The organism is Micromonospora sp. IBSANI012 (assembly GCF_052814045.1).
In genome coordinates this window covers 3,671,883-3,687,887 of the sequence record NZ_CP199933.1, presented here as the reverse complement: position 1 = coordinate 3,687,887, position 16,005 = coordinate 3,671,883, and the positions used below count along the sequence as shown (strand labels likewise).

The 16,005-nt window shown below is 74.1% G+C and carries 11 protein-coding genes; 9 read left to right on the top strand and 2 right to left on the bottom strand.

Annotation, left to right across the window (positions count from 1 at the left end; genetic code table 11):
* Window positions 1–171 precede the first annotated feature (171 nt).
* The 4 genes from ACTWM8_RS16955 (at window position 172) to fxsT (ending at window position 8,380) form a co-directional block, all read left to right on the top strand.
* Window positions 172–2,505 carry an FxsB family cyclophane-forming radical SAM/SPASM peptide maturase gene (locus tag ACTWM8_RS16955; protein ID WP_446209877.1) on the top strand — a complete coding sequence of 778 codons (2,334 nt, stop codon included), beginning with the start codon at window positions 172–174 and terminating at the stop codon, window positions 2,503–2,505.
* Window positions 2,506–2,608: 103 nt separating this feature from the next.
* A complete protein-coding gene (locus tag ACTWM8_RS16950) occupies window positions 2,609–3,316 on the top strand; it encodes a TIR-like protein FxsC (protein ID WP_446209876.1) in 708 nt (235 codons plus the stop codon).
* Window positions 3,303–4,469 (top strand): TIR-like protein FxsC, encoded by a 1,167-nt coding sequence (locus ACTWM8_RS16945; RefSeq protein ID WP_446209875.1) that lies wholly within the window; start codon window positions 3,303–3,305, stop codon window positions 4,467–4,469. Before ACTWM8_RS16950 ends, ACTWM8_RS16945 begins: the two co-directional genes overlap by 14 nt.
* Window positions 4,466–8,380, top strand: a complete 3,915-nt coding sequence (gene fxsT, locus ACTWM8_RS16940) for an FxSxx-COOH system tetratricopeptide repeat protein (protein WP_446209874.1) — start codon at window positions 4,466–4,468, stop codon at window positions 8,378–8,380. Before ACTWM8_RS16945 ends, fxsT begins: the two co-directional genes overlap by 4 nt.
* On the opposite strand, the gene ACTWM8_RS16935 is transcribed toward fxsT, so the two are convergent.
* Entirely contained in the window at window positions 8,374–9,327 is a 954-nt protein-coding gene (locus ACTWM8_RS16935; RefSeq protein WP_441148601.1) for an alpha/beta fold hydrolase, read from the bottom strand. The genes fxsT and ACTWM8_RS16935 overlap by 7 nt on opposite strands.
* Before the next feature lie 231 nt (window positions 9,328–9,558).
* Window positions 9,559–10,572 carry a helix-turn-helix domain-containing protein gene (locus tag ACTWM8_RS16930; RefSeq protein WP_446209873.1) on the bottom strand — a complete coding sequence of 338 codons (1,014 nt, stop codon included), beginning with the start codon at window positions 10,570–10,572 and terminating at the stop codon, window positions 9,559–9,561.
* A 212-nt stretch (window positions 10,573–10,784) separates the two neighbouring features.
* Between ACTWM8_RS16930 and ACTWM8_RS16925 the strand changes: the two genes are divergently transcribed.
* From ACTWM8_RS16925 to ACTWM8_RS16905, 5 genes are all read left to right on the top strand, one after another.
* Entirely contained in the window at window positions 10,785–11,720 is a 936-nt protein-coding gene (locus ACTWM8_RS16925) for a diacylglycerol/lipid kinase family protein (protein WP_446209872.1), read from the top strand.
* A 22-nt stretch (window positions 11,721–11,742) separates the two neighbouring features.
* The gene (locus ACTWM8_RS16920; protein WP_446209871.1) at window positions 11,743–12,408 is read left to right on the top strand and encodes a hypothetical protein; all 666 of its coding nucleotides are present in this window, start codon (window positions 11,743–11,745) and stop codon (window positions 12,406–12,408) included.
* A gap of 66 nt (window positions 12,409–12,474) precedes the next feature.
* The gene (locus ACTWM8_RS16915; RefSeq protein WP_446209870.1) at window positions 12,475–13,248 is read left to right on the top strand and encodes a nucleotidyltransferase domain-containing protein; all 774 of its coding nucleotides are present in this window, start codon (window positions 12,475–12,477) and stop codon (window positions 13,246–13,248) included.
* Window positions 13,249–13,295: 47 nt separating this feature from the next.
* On the top strand, window positions 13,296–13,781 hold the full coding sequence (locus tag ACTWM8_RS16910) for a macro domain-containing protein (protein WP_446214578.1): 486 nt from the start codon (window positions 13,296–13,298) through the stop codon (window positions 13,779–13,781).
* Between the two features lie 202 nt (window positions 13,782–13,983).
* On the top strand, window positions 13,984–15,999 hold the full coding sequence (locus tag ACTWM8_RS16905) for a phage tail sheath family protein (protein WP_446209869.1): 2,016 nt from the start codon (window positions 13,984–13,986) through the stop codon (window positions 15,997–15,999).
* Window positions 16,000–16,005 lie beyond the last annotated feature (6 nt).

Genomic DNA, 16,005 nt, shown 5'->3' with positions numbered 1-16,005 from the left:
CCGCATATGGGGGAACCGACGTGGATCGCATCGCAGTCCGTCCCGACCCGACCCCGAGCCCGCCGCCACTGGACGACCTGCGGCACACGCCGCTCGGTCAGATCTCCCTCTCCCGAGCGCGTGCCGTCGCCCGTGTCCACGACCGCAGGGTCGACCGCCCGACCGGCGTCGATGTCGCAGGCTTCGGCTCTTCGATCTGACGCTGGCGGGCCGGGCAGGAAGCCGCCCGGGCGGGTCAGCCCGCTGAGTCAGTACGTGCTCAAGCTGACCAGCCGCTGCGACCTCGCCTGCGACCACTGCTACGTCTACCAGCATCCCGACCAGTCCTGGCGCCACCAGCCCCATGTGATGGCGGCGTCCACACTGGACCAGGCGGCGCGCCGGATCGCCGAACACGCCGCCGCGCACGGGCTCGACACCGTCCGCGTCGTGCTGCACGGCGGCGAGCCGCTGCTGGCCGGCGCGGACGGACTGGCCGCCGCCGCCGCCGAGCTGCGCCGCCGGATCGACCCGGTGGCGCGGCTCGACCTGCGGATGCAGTCCAACGGCGTGCTGCTCACGCCGCGCATCTGCGACGTGCTGGTCGCGTACGACGTGAAGGTCGGTATCTCGCTCGACGGCGACCTGGCGGCCAACGACCTGCACCGCCGCTACGCCAGCGGCCAGAGCAGCCACGCCGCCGTGCTGCGCGGCCTGGCGCTGCTGCGCCACCCCGAATACCGGCCCAGCTACGCCGGCATCCTGTGCACCATCGACCTGGCCAACGACCCGGTCACGGTCTACGAGGCGCTGCTGGCGCAGGAGCCGCCGCAGATCGACTTCCTGCTCCCGCACGCCAACTGGGAGCGCCCGCCGGTGCGCCCCGAGGGGGTGCCCACCCCGTACGCCGACTGGCTGCTGGCGATCCACCGGCGGTGGCTGGCCGACGGGCGGCCGGTGCCGATCCGGCTGCTGGAATCCCTGCTCTCCACCGCGTCCGGCGGGGCCACCCGCACCGAGGCGGTCGGGCTGGGCTTCGCCGACCTGGTCGTCATCGAGACGGACGGGACCTTCGAGCAGGTCGACTCCCTCAAGTCGGCCTACGACGGCGCCCCGGCCACCGGGCTGGACATCTTCCGCCACCGGGTCGACGACGCCGCCGCCCACCCCATGATCGCCATCCGGCAGACCGGCCTCGCCGGCCTCTGCGCCACCTGCCGGGAGTGCGAGGTAGTGCGGCAGTGCGGCGGCGGGCTCTTCGCCCACCGCTACCGTCCCGACACCGGCTTCGACAACCCCTCGGCCTACTGCGCAGACCTCAAGGAACTGATCCACGCGATGACGCCCGCCGACGTACCCACCCAGCGGCAGCCCACCGACGCGCTGAGCCCGACGGTGCTCGACGACCTCGGCACCGGCTACGGCACCGTGGAGTCGGCCCGCCACCTCGCGTCGGTCCACCTCGGGCTGGTCCGCGCGCTGCTGGTCGACCTCAGCCCCCGCGCGGCGCACGACGAGCGGGCCGCGGCCGGCTGGCAGCTGCTGGTCGACCTCGACCTCACCGCCCCCGAGGCCGTCCGCGCCGTGCTGGAGCACCCGTTCGTCCGCCGCTGGGCGCAGCGGTGCCGCGACGACGAGACCGCGGACCTGGCGTACCTGGCCTGCGTGGCGGCCGCCGCCGCGATCCGCGCCGGAGCCGACGCCGAGCTCACCGTGCCGGCCCGCGACGGGGCGCTGAGCCTGCCCACGCTCGGCGCGCTCACCGTGGACGCCGACGAGGAGGCGGTGCTCCTGTCCGTCCACGACGGGGGGTTCACCGCGCGGGCCGGCGGGCGCCGGATCACCGTGCGGCCCGGCCGGCCGGACCTCCCGGACGGCTGGCGGCCGGTGCGGGCGGCGGTCGCCGACGGGCACCACGTCCTGCTGGAGGACACCGACCCGTACCGGGACTGTTTCGCGGTGCCGGTCGCGGCCCGACTGCCGGCGGCCGCCGCCGACGGATGGACCCGGCAGCTGACCCGGGCGCTGCGCCGCGTCGACGTCGAGGCCGGCGGGTACGCCCCGGGCCTGCGGACGCTGCTGCGCGCGGTGGTGCCGCTGCGGGCCGACGAGGGCGGGATGCAGCGCAGCGCCGCCGCTGGAGCCGCCTTCGGCGCGGTGGCCGTGGCGCCGGTCGGAGACGACGCGGCGCTCGCGGTGCTGCTGGTGCACGAGGTGCAGCACCTCAAGATGCACGCGGTGCTGGACGTCTGCGACCTGTTCGACCGGCACGACCGGCGCCGGCTGACCGTGCCCTGGCGGGCGGACCCGCGACCGGTGGAGGGCGTCCTGCACGGCACGTACGCCCACCTGGCCGTCGCCGACGTGTGGCGTCGCCGGCCCGGCGGCGCGGCGGCGACCACCTTCCGCCGCTACCGCGACTGGACCGACGGCGCCTTGGACGCGCTGCTCGAACTCGGTGCGCTGACCGCCGCCGGCGAGCGGTTCGCGCACCGGATGCGCGACACACTGGACAGCTGGTCGTGACCCCCGATGCCGCCGCGGTCACCGCTCCGGGCACCGACCGGCCCGGGCGCGGGTGACGGGGACACCCCGGTATTGCGTACGCCGATACTGTGGACGGTTCAGGATGTCCCACGTCGGGCGGGAGCGGCAGGTGGCCGAGGAAGAGTTCCGGGTCGACCCAGGGGCGCCCGTGTTCTTCCTCAGCTACGCCCGGACGAAGAACCGCGTCGCCGCGCCCCCGCGGGACACCAACAGCAAGGTGTTCCAGCTCTTCGTCGACCTCTCCGACCACGTGGTCGAGCTGCTCGGCCTGCCGCCGGGGCGCCCGGCCGGCTTCATGGACCGGTTGATCGACGGCGGGCAGCTCTGGACGGAGGACCTGGCTTTCGCCGCCGGCCACAGCCAAATCTTCATCCCGCTGATCTCGCCGCAGTACCTCAACAGCGCCTGGTGCGCCCGCGAGTGGGACGCCTTCGCCCGCCGCCGGTTCACCCTGCGCCCGGGCGCGACGGCCACCCCGGGGGAGACCCCGATCATCCCGGTCAACTGGTCGGTCGTGGAACGGCAGCGGGTGCCGCCGGTCGTGTCGCAGCGGCAGATGTTCACCCCCACCCGGTTACCCTCGGACATCGCCCCCCAGTACCACGACGAGGGCATCTACGGCCTGCTCAGCCTCGGCAAGAACGGCAAGGACGCCTACGACGCGGTGGTGTGGCGCCTGGCGCAACGGGTCGCCCGGGCGTACCACACGCACTGGGTGCAGGCCCAGGTCCCCGCCGACATGAAGCAGCTCCGCGCGACGTTCGAGGAGGTCGGGCATGACATGGTCTGACGCTTCCTCGTCCGGCGCGCCGCCGGGGCGGCAGACGTACTTCTTCCTCAGCTACGCCCACTCGGTGCCGCTGTCCGCGTCGGCCCGCCCCGACACCGACTTCTGGGTCAACCGGTTCTTCCAGGACCTCGGCGCCGCCGTGCGACGCGGCGCCCGCCGCACCGGCGAGCTGGACGTGGGGTTCTTCGACGGGCTGGTCAGCCCCGGCGCCGACCTCAAGCAGACGCTCACCGACGCGCTCAGCGTCGCCCACGTCTTCGTGCCGCTCTACTCACCCAAGTACTTCAGCAACGCCTGGGCGGTCGGCGAGCGGGACTCGTTCCGCAGCCGGCTCACCCGGCTGGCGCCCGGCCGGGCCGCGCGGCACATCCTGCCGGTGCTCTGGCTGCCCCTGTCGCCCTGGGAGGAGCGGCCCGAGACGGCGCAGGCGCTGGAGCTGGTCGGCGGCGGCGCCGAGCGGGCCGACTACGCCGAGAACGGGCTGCGGGCGCTGTGCAAGCTCAGCGCCTACCGCCGGCAGTACGAGAGCATCCTGTCCGTGCTCGCCGAACGGATCATCACGGTGGCGGAGACCGAGCCGCTCGCCCCGTCCCGCGCCGCGACGGTGACCAGCAACCCGGTGACCGACAGCGGGGAGACCGCGCTGGTGGTCACCACGCTCACCCCGCACGACCCGCGCTGGCGGCCGTACGGCGACCAGCACGAGCTGGCCGTCGCCGACTACGTCGCGGCCACCGCCGAGCGGCTGGGCCTGTCCACCCGGGTGGTCGCCTTCGCCGACGCCCGCGCCCAGGCGCCGCAGTGCCCCACCGTCGTGCTGGTGGACGCCGCCATCGGCGCGGAGGCCGCGCGCGACGCCGTCGACGGGCTGCCCCGCTGGGCGGTGCCGCTGGTCATCGCCGCCGACGGTGAGCGCGGCGAGACGACGCCCGAGGCGATCGCCGGTACGTTGCAGGACGCGCGTTTTCCGCAGGTGCTGCCGGTGCGGGACATCGCGGAGTTCGAGCGCTGCGCGCCGCAGTTGGTGATCGAGGCCCGTAAGCAGTTCCTCCGACACGGTCCGGTCGATCCGCCCGACGGCCCGGCCGTGCCCCGGCCGAGCCTGCGTCCGGCCGGCACATCAGACGTAGGGCGAGGGAAGGAAGACCGATGACGGGACCGCGCGATGGCCAGGTCGTCACCTTCTACTCATACAAGGGTGGCACCGGCCGCACGATGGCGCTGGCCAACACGGCCTGGATCCTGGCCGCGAACGGGCAGCGGGTGCTCGTCGCCGACTGGGACCTGGAATCCCCCGGCCTGCACCGGTTCTACGCGCCGTTCCTCGACCCGGAGCAGGTCGCCTCCACCGGCGGGGTGATGGACCTGATCCTGGAGTACGAGTGGGAGAACGCCCGGCGGCGCGCCGAGTCCGACGCCGCCGCCCGCCCCGGTGACTGGCACCGCCAGTTCGCCCGGGTGCACAAGTACGCCTTCTCGGTGAACTGGGAGTTCCCCGGCGGCGGCAGCCTCGACCTGCTGCTCGCCGGCCGGCACAACCCCGACTACGCCACCAGCGTCACCGGCCTGAACTGGGACAACTTCTACAACCGTCTCGGCGGGGCGCAGTTCTTCGACGCCCTGCGCGAGGACATGAAGCGGCACTACGACTACACGCTGATCGACAGCCGCACCGGCATCAGCGACGTCGCCGAGATCTGCACCATCCACCTGCCGGACGTGCTGGTGGACTGCTTCACCCTCAGCGACCAGGGCATCGACGGCGCCTCGGCGGTCGCCCGCCGGGTCCGCGGCTACGAGGGACGCCGCGCGCGGCGGGTGCTGCCGGTGCCGATGCGGGTCGACGACGGGGAGAAGGGCAAGCGGGACGCCGGCCGGACGCTGGCGATGCAGCGCTTCGCCGGCCTGCCCAGCGGCATGACCGACGCCGAACGCCAGGAGTACTGGCTGACCGTCGAGGTGCCCTACCGGGCGTACTACGCCTACGAGGAGACGCTGGCGACCTTCGGCGACGAGCCGGGCGGCCGGACCACCCTGCTGTCCGCGTACGAGACGTTGACCAGTCACATCACCAACGGCCGGATCGGCTCGCTGCCCCGGCTCGACGAGGCGCTGCGCCGGCAGACCGTCCAGCGCTTCGAGCGCAAGCCGGCCGTCCCCGACGAGCTGATCGTGCTGCGGCACGCCGCCGAGGACCAGGCCTGGGCGGAGTGGGTGCAGGCGGTGCTCACCGGGGCGGACCTGCGGGTGCTGACCGTCGCGCCGGGCGCCGTCGCGCCGGTGAAGGCCGACACCGCCTCCCGCGAACTGCGGCTGGTCTCCCGGGCGTACGTCGCCGCGCGGGACCGGCTCGGTCCGGACGTCGTCGGGCGCGGCGGCGCCACCCTGGCCGTGCACCTCGACGACACCCCGCCCGCCCCGGACGTCCCCGTCGGCAGCTGGACCTCGGTGCACAACCGGAGCGTGGAGGCCGCCACCGAGCAACTGCTCAAGCTCGTCGGGCGGCCCACCGGCGACGGTGGACGGGGCCTGCCGGGCGCCCGTTTCCCGGCCGTCGGGGCGGAGGTGTTCAACCCGCCCGGCCGCAACGTCCGCTTCACCGGGCGCGAGCAGCTGCTGCGCCGGCTGCGCGAGGAGCTGAAGGCCGGCGGCAACGAGCGCACCCCGGTGGCGCTGCTCGGCGGCGCCGGCATCGGCAAGACCCAGCTGGCCATCGAGTACGCGCACCGCTTCCGCGGCGCGTACGACATCGTCTGGTGGATCGACGCGGACCCGCCGCAGTTCGTCGACGTGCAGGTGTCCGACCTCGGCCGCGAACTCGGCCTGCCGGAGCTGCCGACCATCCCGGAGAAGACCCGGGCCGTGCGGCAGTGGCTCAGCCGCGCCGAGCGCCACGAGGACGGCGGCCAGCCACCCCGGTGGCTGCTGGTGTTCGACAACGCCGACCAGTACGAGCACGTCAAGGACTTCCTGCCGCAGGGCAACGGGCACGTCCTGGTCACCACCCGCAACCCGGACTGGGGAGACCTGGCCCGGGCCGTGGACGTGGAGGCGTTCCAGCGGACGGAGAGCGTGTCGCACCTGCGCGCCCGCATCGGCGAGCAGCTGATGAGCGTCGCCGAGGCCGAGCAGGTCGCCGAGGCGGTGGAGAACATCCCGATCCTGGTCGCGATGGCCGGCGCCTGGCTGGCCGACACCGGCACCCCGGTGGGCGACTACCTGGCCGGGCTGGAGCGCACCGGCCCGGAGACCGACGTGTGGGGCCACTCCCTGCAGCGGCTCAAGGAGCAGTCCGCCGGCGCGTACCGGCTGCTGCAGCTCTCCTCGGTGCTGGCGCCGGAGATCTCCCTGGACCTGCTCTACGGCGACCAGGTGGCCCGGGTCATCGCGCCGCACGATCCGGTGGTGGCGGCCCGGGTCGCCGACCGGGTGTCCGAGCGGGACATCGCGGCGGCCCTGGTGCAGCGGATCAACCGGCTCGCGTTGATCAAGGTGGACCTGCACGCCCAGCGGGTGCAGGTGCACCGTCTGCTCCAGGCCGCGCTGCGGGTCCGGATGTCCGACACCGAGCTGAACGAGATCAAGCACGACGTGCACCGGATCCTCGCCGGGTCGCGCCCGTCGGGCGAGGTGGAGGACCCGGCCGTGCAGGACCGGTTCCGCATCCTCTGGCCGCACCTGGACGGCTCCGACGCCGTCTCCTGCCAGGACGACAACGTCCGCCAGTTGGTGATCGACCGGATCCGGTACATCTACCTCAACGGCGGCTTCGAGCAGGGCGAGCAGTACGCGCGGCAGGCCGACAAGACCTGGTCGGCGCGGCTGGAGGAGCTGTCCCCGGACTCGCCGCCGCACCGGGCGCTGCGGGTGCAGCTGCTGCATCTGCGGTTCAACTGGGCGAACCTGCTGCGCGGCCTGGGCCGGTTCGAGGAGGCCCGCCAGCTCGACGAGGACACCCTGCGCCAGCAGGAGGAGCTGATCGGCGCCAGCCACCCGTACACGCTGATGACGGCCGGCAGCTACGCCGGCGACCTGCGCGCCCTCGGCCGCTACCGGGAGGCGCTGGAGCGGGACCTGCGCACCTACTCCGCCTCGGTGGAGGTGTTCGGCGAGGACAACCGGCGCACCCTGGTCGCCGCCAACAACCTGGCCGCCTCCTACCAGCTGATGGGCCAGTTCGCCCGGTCCCGGGAGCTGGACGAGAGCACCTACCGCCGGCTGCGGTTGGTGCTCGGCGCCGAGCACCCGCGGACCCTCTTCTCCGCCAGCAACCTGGCCCGGGACCTGCGCGAGGTCGGCGAGTACGAGCGGTCGGTGTCGCTGCTGCGGGGCGTGGTGGAGGGCTACCGCCGGCTCTTCGGCGAGCACTCCCGCGACGCGCTCGTCGCCCAGGCCAACCTCGCCGTCTCGCTGCGCAGCACCGGGGAGATCGACGAGGCGGCCGAGCTGCTCGACGTCGCCTACGAGCGGCTGCGGAGCAGCTTCGGCCCGACCAGCCCGGACACGTTGTTCAGCTGGCTGAGCCGTACGGCGAACATGATGCTCCAGGGGCAGGGCGCCCGGGCCCGGGCCGAGCTGGCCGAGGTCGGGCAGATGTTCGCCCAGGTGTTCGGCGCCGAGCACCCGTACGCGCTGGTCTGCCGCAACAACCTCGCGGTGGCGACCTGGGACGCGGGGGAGCACGCCACGGCCCGCACGCTCGCCGAGTCCGCGGCCGAGGCGCTGCGCGCGGCGCTGGAGGAGCGGCATCCGTTCGCGATGGCGGCGGCGAACAACGCCGCGGTCTTCGACATCTACTCCGGCGAGCTGGAGGAGGGCCGGGCGCGACTGCGGACCGTCGTGGAGCGGATGGTCGAGGTGCTCGGCCCCGAACACCCGGACACCCTGCGCGGCCTGGGCAACCTGGAGGTCGTCCACCAGATGGCGTCGGGTGGGCTGGTGAGCATCGGCCGGACCCGGATCGCCGACCGGCTGGCCGACCGGATCGGTCAGCGGCATCCGAGCGTGGTGGTGCTGCGCGACGGCCGGCTGGTGCGCCGGGTCGTCGACCCGCACCCCTACTGATCGGGCCGGCTGCCGATCAGCACGTCCCGGCCCACCGGCGCGCCGACGTCGGTGAGCCAGCGCAGCATGCGCGGCAGCTCCTCGACGGCGTCGAAGTGCGCCGCGCCGGGCTGGACCTCCACCTCGGCGCCCGGAATCTGACCGGCCAGCCACCGTGCGTGGCTGGCCGGGGCGAAGGTGTCCTCCGCGCCGTGCCACAGCCGCACCGGCGTCACCGCGGTGTCGATCGCCCCGAGGTCGAACTTCCAGCTCCGCCGCAGCGCCAGCACGTCGTCGATCCACCCGTACGGGCCGGCGCGCAGCGCCTCCTCGTAGGTGTCGGTGATGAGCCGGCGCAGCGCCGCGTCGTTGACCGCCCGCCGGTCCGCCGCACTCATCTCCACCATCAGCTCTTCCAGCAGGAACCGTGGATCCTCGACCGCCCGCGCGGCGCGGCGGCGGATCTGCTCGATCACCGAGGCGGTGTCGCGGTTGCCGTCGCCGCCGAAGCCGCGCACGTTGTCGCTGTTCATCCCGGCGAACCAGTCGAGCTGGGTGGCGTCGGACGGGGCGAAGCTGACCAGCACCGCGACCCGGGTCACCCGGCCACGTAACGCGCCGTCGGCGGCGCAGGCCAGCGCGTGCGGGCCGCCGCCGGAGCGGCCGGCGACGGCAAAGTGCTCCAGCCCGAGTTGGTCGGCGATCGCCTCGACGTCGCGGGCGGCGTCGGCGACGTCGCGGCCCTCCCGCCGGTCGGAGTCGCCGTACCCGGGACGGTCGTGCGCGATGAGCCGGACGCCGAGCCGGTAGAGAACGATGCCGCGTGGCTTCGGACCACGGCGGCTGCCGGGGGTACCGTGGAGCAGGAAGACCGGAAACCCGTCGGGCGCGCCGGTGACCTCGTACGCCACGCGCTTGTTGTCCGCGCGGTGGGCGAATTCGGCCCCTGGCTCGCCATCTCGGGTCACTCCAGCCTGCCTTCCGGTGCTGCGTTCAGCCAACGTGCGTAACCCGGTGGGTGAGGCCGCTGATCCGGCTGCGACAACCTCACTCAGCAGTCGAGCCTAACGGTCGGGCCGGTCGCGTCGCTACGGAGAGCATCGACAAGGGGCCGGATCTGTCGGAAACGACACCCGTCCGGTCCCTTCTCCTGAAACTTCCGCCGACGCCCTGACCGGCCGGTACGGGCGCCCGACGGGTCACCGGTCGGCACCCGGGCGGCCCGCGCCGCACGCCTGTGGCCAGGCGTCGGTGGCCCACCCGCCGGCCGCGTCCGGGTCGGCGCCGGCGGCGCTCGGGTCGCCGTAGCGCCAGTGCAGCCGGTACTGGGCGCGCAGCCGGGGCCGCGGCACCTGCCACTCGTACGCGACGACGCCCTCACGTTCCTGGCGGCGCGGGACCACGTCGGCGGTCGTCTCGGAGGTGAACGACGTCTCGCTGCCCCAGACCGTGGGACGGGCGGCGGCGGGCAGGTCCAGCCGGATGGCGAGGCGGCGGGTGGGCAGCCGGATGTCGCGCTGCAACCAGTCGCCGAACTTCCACGCCGGCACCCGGTAGGCGTAGGCGAGCACGGTGCGCTGCCCGGGGTAGAGCGGCACGGGCGCGCCGCCGGTGTCGAACATCAGGGCGATCTTCAGGAAGGCGTCCCGGCTGCGGGTCACCCGCCAGCGCATCGGTTCGGGTCGGTCGGCGCCGACGGCGGCGGTGAAGTCGACCTCGTCCAGGGTGAGCGGGTGGCGGCTGTGGAAGTCCGTGGAGCGGGCCGGGTCGTCGGGGAACCGGTCGATGTCGATCTGCACGGTGTGCCGGATGATCGGCTCGGTGCCGACGCTGTGCAGGACGCGCCGGAACCGGCACTCGTACCAGCCGTCGATGAGGGCGAGGGTGGCCTGCTCGTCGTCGATCACCAGGTGCGGCCCGGCGGGCGGCGGCACGGCGGTGGGGCCCAGGGCGGGCAGCCGGTCGTCGCCGCGCGCGCCGGCGAACTCAACGTACCGCTGCCAGATCCGGTTGCCGCTGTCGAGCACCAGCTCGACGCGGCGGGCGAACTCCTCGGTCGGCTGGTGCCGGCCGTTCTCGATGTGGCTGACGTACGAGGGGTCGAAGCCGGTCCGCTCCGCCAGTTCCTTCTTGGACAGTCGGCGCTGGTGTCGCCAGTGCGTGAGCTCCCGTACGAAAGCCGCGGCCGCATCGTCCTGTGTGGAGCCGTCCATGCCCCCGTCCCTGGGTGTCGGGCCTCAAGTGTGTCCCAGGTGTTGCGGCCGCGCCAGCCATGACTCGCCGGCCGGCAGCAGGTCCCGCCGGCTGGCGTCGAAACTGTGAACGGGGCGTTACCGAGCGGCCAACACCGCCGCCGCGCGGCCCTGGGTCACCGGCTCTGGGCGCGACGCGTGGGAGTTCGGCCGTCTGGGTATCACCTCTGGTCATGAGCACGAGCAGCACGGCGACCGACGAGCGCCCGGCGACCAGCGCGAACGTGGGCACGGTCGCGGTCGTCGCCCACCGGAAGAAGACCCTCGGCGGCGGCCTCGACGAGCTGCGCGCGACCCTCGTCGCCGCCGGGGTCGAGGACCTGCTCTGGTACGAGGTGCCCAAGAGCCGCAAGGCGCCCAAGAAGGCCCGGAAGGCGCTGAAGAAGGGCGCCGAGCTGGTCTTCGTCTGGGGCGGTGACGGCATGGTGCAGCGCTGCGCCGACGCCCTCGCCGGATCGGACGCCGCCATGGCGATCCTGCCCGCCGGCACCGCCAACCTCTTCGCCGCCAACCTCGGCATTCCCACCGACCTCGCCGAGGCGGTCCGCGTCGGCCTGCACGGCCACCGCCGCCGGCTGGACCTGGGCCGGCTCAACGGCGAGCACTTCGCGGTGATGGCCGGCGCCGGCTTCGACGGGGACCTGATCCGCGAGGCCGACCGCACCCTCAAGGGCCGACTCGGCCGGGCCGCGTACCTGTGGAGCGGCCTGCGCCACGTCCGGGGCGAGCTGGTGCGTACCCGGATCCGGGTCGACGGGTCCGACTGGTTCGACGGCGAGGCGAGCTGCGTGCTCTTCGGCAACGTCGGCACGATCACCGGGGGAGTGCCCGCCTTCGACGACGCCCGCCCCGACGACGGGGCCCTGGAGATCGGTGTCTCCACCGCCAGCGGCGCGATCGACTGGGCGCGCACCCTCGGCCGGATGGCCGCCGGCCGCTCCGAGGACTCGCCGTTCGTCCGGATCACCCGCGGTCGCCGGGTCAAGGTCCGCTTCGCGGTGCCGAAGACGTACGAGCTGGACGGCGGCGCGCGGGGCGAGACGACCCGGCTGAAGGTCAGGGTGGTGCCGGGGGCGTTGACGGTGTGCTGCCCCGCGGCGGACAGTTGACGGGCGACCCGGGGGAGGGGCGATGGGCCCGGCACAGGACGTCCTGACCGTCCGTCGGCTGCGCCTGGGCATCGGCGTCGTCGGGATCGCGATGCCGATCGTGCTGACCGCCGGCAACGCCCTGTTCGCCGGCCGGTTGACGCTGCTCGAATCGATCAGCGGGGCGTACCACACGGCCATGCGGGACGTCTTCGTCGGCAGCATGTGCGCCATCGGCGTCTTCCTCGTCTGCTACCGGTACCGACCCCTCGACGACGTGCTGAGCAGCGTCGCCGGCGCGCTGTCGGTCACGGTCGCGCTCTTCCCCACCGCCGCCGGCGCCCGCGACGACCCGGTCAGCGCCAGCGACATCCTGGTCGGCCGGGTGCACCAGGTCTGCGCTGCCGCGCTGTTCCTGCTGCTGGCCGGCTTCTGCCTGTTCCTGTTCACCCGGACCGACCCGGCCGCCGGCCCGGTCACCCCGGAGAAGCTGGTCCGCAACCGCGTCTACCGGGTCTGCGGCGCGATCATCGTCGTGGCGGTGGCGCTCGCGCCGGCGAGCACCCTGCTTCCCGAGGCGGTGCAGGAGGCGGTGAAGCCGGTCTTCTGGTGCGAGACGGTCGCCGTGCTCGCCTTCGGCGTGGCGTGGCTGGTCAAGGGCGAGGCGATCATCCGAGACGGCAGCGGTGTGGGCGCGGACCCGAGCTGAGCGGTCCCGCCGTGCCCGTCGGGGTTGCATGCGGCCGGCCGACCCGGCCGAGGCAGGATGACCGCCATGGACCCGACCGTACGGCGCTATCTCGACGACCTGGTCGACGCGGCCCGCGACGTCCTCGACGACGACCTGGTGGGGGCGTACGCGGCCGGCTCGGTGGGCATGGGGGCGTACCAGCCGGGCCGGAGCGACGTCGACGTGGCGCTGGTCGTCGCCGGACCGCTGGATGCCCGACGCAAGCGCGACCTGGTGGCCCGGCTGCGGCACGAGGCGCTGCCCTGCCCGGCGCGCGGCCTGGAACTGGTCGCCTACACCCGCGCGGTCGCCGGCTCCGGCACCCCCGAACCGGGTTTCGAGGTCGAGCTGAACACCGGGGCGCAGATGCCGTTCCGCGCCACCTGGGACCCGGCCGAGCGGCCCGCCGCCGACGGCCGCTTCTGGTACGGCCTGGACCGCGACATCCTGCACGAGCACGGGTACGCCCTGCTCGGCCCGCCCGCCGCCGACGTCTTCGCCGCCCTGGCCCCGGCCGACCTGCGCCGGCTGCTCGTCGAGGCGCTGCGCTGGTGGCTCGCCCTGCCCACCCCCGCCGACGACGCGCCCGCCCCGGGTGCCGAGGACGCGGTGCTCGGTGCCTGCCGTTCGTTGGTGAAGGCCCGGGACGGGGTGTGGCTGTCGAAGGTCGCCGCCGGCAGCCGGCTGGCCGACGCCGGCTACGAGGACGAGCTGATCGGGCGCTGTGTCGCCGCGCGCGCCGGGGGCGTCCCGCCCAGCGGCGCCGAGGCCCGGGCCTTCCAGCGGCGGGTGCTGGCGGAGATCGCCGCCGGGAGCTGACCCGGCCGGGGAAAACGGCTGTCCGGGTGTCGTACCCGGTTGCCATCATGGCCGCCGTGACCCCGTTGATGATCATCAAGGGCGACGCGACCAGCCCGCAGGCCAAGGGCCGCAAGGTGATCGCGCACCTCTGCAACGACCTCGGCGGCTGGGGTAAGGGCTTCGTGCTGGCCGTGTCCCGTCGCTGGCCGGAGCCGGAACGGGACTACCGCGACTGGCACCGGCACCGGGCGGGCAACGACTTCGGGCTCGGGGCGGTCCGCCTGGTCCGGGTCGCCCCGGACGTGTGGGTGGCGAACATGGTCGGCCAGCGGGGCATCCGGGCCGGCAGCGGCGGTCCGCCGATCCGCTACGACGCGGTGCAGCGCTGCCTGACCGCCCTCGGCGACGAGGTCCAGGCGCTGGGGGCGTCGGTGCACATGCCGCGCATCGGCTGCGGGCTGGCCGGCGGCACCTGGAGCCGGGTCGAGCCGCTGGTCATCGGCGCCCTCTGCGCGCGCGACATCGCGGTCACCGTCTACGACCACGGGTAGCGCGACGCCGGCGCATCGGCCGGCGGTGCCGGGCCGCGCGACGATCGGCGTCCGACGCCGGCCGGTGTGGTCGGCGGGGAGTGACCGGATCGGCACCGCGTGTCGGGTACGCGTCTCGGCGCAGTCGGTTCCGCGCTAGAGCGGCCCGGCCCGGGGGCGGAGGGTGTGACCAGCCCACCCCGCACTCCGAGACGAGGTAGTCATGCCCGTGACTCCGAGCTACCCCGGCGTCTACATCGAGGAAGTCCCGAGCGGCGTCCGTCCCGTGATCGGTGTGGCGACCGGCGTGACCGCGTTCGTGGGATACGTCCGCACCGGGCCGGAGAACCGCGCCGTCCGGGTGGACAGCTTCGGCGAGTTCGAGCGCCGCTTCGGCGGGGTGGACCGGGATTCCGAGCTGAGCCTGGCCGTGCAGCAGTTCTTCCGCAACGGCGGCTCGGCCGCCCTGGTCGTCCGGGTGCCGAAGAGCGACGCCCGCGCGGCGTCGGTGACGCTGCTGGACAAGGTCGGCACCGGCCCGAAGTCGGCGCTCGTGCTGGACGCCGCCAGCACCGGCCAGTGGGGCAGCAGCCTGCTGGTCGACGTCGACCACGACGGCGCCGCCGACCCCAAGGTGTTCAACCTCAGCGTGCGCGACGGGTCCACCGGTGTCACCGAGCGGTTCACCGGCCTCTCCGCCGACCCGACCAGCGCCGCCTACGCCGTCACCCTGCTCAACGATCCCGACCGCGGCTCCTCGCTGGTGCGGGCCCGCCCCGGCGCGAGCGGCGCCGGCCGGCCGGTCCCCAGCGGCACGGTCGGGGCCGCGATCGGCACCCCCACCGTCGACGCCGGCAAGAACTACCGGCTCACCGTCCAGCCCGACCGGCCGACCAAGCCGGACCCGGCCGACGCCACCAAGACGGTGCCGGCCGTCGCGGCGGTGACGGTCACGGTGCTGGAGAAGGGCGAGCGGCTGCCGTCCTCGCCCGCCGGGGTGGCCGCCCTGGTGCAGCGCAAGGTCAACGCCGCGCTTGGCGCCGCCGACGGGGCCGCCGGCCTGCGGGTCCGGGTCGTGCCCACCGCCGCCGGCGGGGTACGCCTGCTCGGCGACGTCGACCCGCTGGTCGCCCCGGCCGCCGTGGACGCCGCCTTCACCGTCGCCGGGGTGACCGCCTCCGGCGACGTCGCCGACGGCGCCGCCCTGCTCGGCCTGGGCGGGGCGACGGCCAACGTGGGCCGGTACACGCCGGTCGGTGCGAAGCGGCTCGGCCAGGGTGACCTGGTCACCGGCGCCGACGGCAGCACGCTGCCCGGCACCGGCGCGCTGGTCGGTTCCGAGGCCGCCTACTCGGGCCTCTACGCCCTGCTCAAGACCGACCTGTTCAACCTGCTCTGCATCCCCGACGCCACCCGGGCCCGGCACGGCGATCCGAGCACCGTGGACAGTGGAGTGGACCCGGAGGCGATCTGGTCGGCGGCATACGAGCTGTGCGAGCGGCGCCGGGCGATGCTGCTGGTCGACCCGCCGCCCGGGGTGGACGACCCGGACCGCGCCCTGGACTGGATCAACCAGCTCGGGGTCAAGGGGCCGAACGCGGTCGCGCACTTCCCCCGGCTGCGTATCCCCGACCCCGCCGACGGTTTCCAGCCGCGCACCGTGGCACCGAGCGGCACCCTCGCCGGCCTGTACGCCCGCCAGGACGCCGAGCGGGGCGTGTGGAAGGCCCCGGCTGGCACCGAGGCGCAGCTGCGCGGCGTGACCACCCTGGTGTACCCGCTGACCGACGCCGAGAACGGTGTGCTCAACCCGCTCGGGCTCAACTGCCTGCGCACCTTCCCGGTGGTCGGCACGGTCAACTGGGGCGCCCGGACGACGGCCGGCGCGGACGTGCTGGCGAGCCAGTGGAAGTACACCCCGGTCCGCCGGCTGGCGCTCTACATCGAGGAGAGCGTGTTCCGGGGCACCCAGTGGGCCGTCTTCGAGCCGAACGACGAGCCGCTCTGGTCGCAGCTGCGGCTCAACCTGACGTCGTTCATGCAGGACCTGTTCCGCAAGGGCGCGTTCGCCGGGCGGACCCCGCGCGAGGCGTACCTGGTGCGCTGCGACGCGGAGACGACCACCAGCGACGACCGGGACCGCGGCGTGGTGAACGTGGTCGTCGGGTTCGCCCCGCTCAAACCCGCCGAGTTCGTGATCATCCGGATCCAGCAGCTCGCCGGCCAGAACCCGTCCTGAGAGGTG

What these genes read in the sequence shown, in the direction of transcription:
- ACTWM8_RS16930 (WP_446209873.1), bottom strand. Translation starts at nt 10,572, where the DNA reads ATGGACGGCTCCACACAGGACGATGCGGCCGCGGCTTTCGTACGGGAG.
- ACTWM8_RS16955 (WP_446209877.1), top strand. Translation starts at nt 172, where the DNA reads ATGTCGCAGGCTTCGGCTCTTCGATCTGACGCTGGCGGGCCGGGCAGG.
- ACTWM8_RS16910 (WP_446214578.1), top strand. Translation starts at nt 13,296, where the DNA reads ATGGCCGCCGTGACCCCGTTGATGATCATCAAGGGCGACGCGACCAGC.
- ACTWM8_RS16905 (WP_446209869.1), top strand. Translation starts at nt 13,984, where the DNA reads ATGCCCGTGACTCCGAGCTACCCCGGCGTCTACATCGAGGAAGTCCCG.
- ACTWM8_RS16925 (WP_446209872.1), top strand. Translation starts at nt 10,785, where the DNA reads ATGAGCACGAGCAGCACGGCGACCGACGAGCGCCCGGCGACCAGCGCG.
- ACTWM8_RS16915 (WP_446209870.1), top strand. Translation starts at nt 12,475, where the DNA reads ATGGACCCGACCGTACGGCGCTATCTCGACGACCTGGTCGACGCGGCC.
- ACTWM8_RS16920 (WP_446209871.1), top strand. Translation starts at nt 11,743, where the DNA reads ATGGGCCCGGCACAGGACGTCCTGACCGTCCGTCGGCTGCGCCTGGGC.
- ACTWM8_RS16950 (WP_446209876.1), top strand. Translation starts at nt 2,609, where the DNA reads ATGTCCCACGTCGGGCGGGAGCGGCAGGTGGCCGAGGAAGAGTTCCGG.
- ACTWM8_RS16945 (WP_446209875.1), top strand. Translation starts at nt 3,303, where the DNA reads ATGACATGGTCTGACGCTTCCTCGTCCGGCGCGCCGCCGGGGCGGCAG.
- fxsT (WP_446209874.1), top strand. Translation starts at nt 4,466, where the DNA reads ATGACGGGACCGCGCGATGGCCAGGTCGTCACCTTCTACTCATACAAG.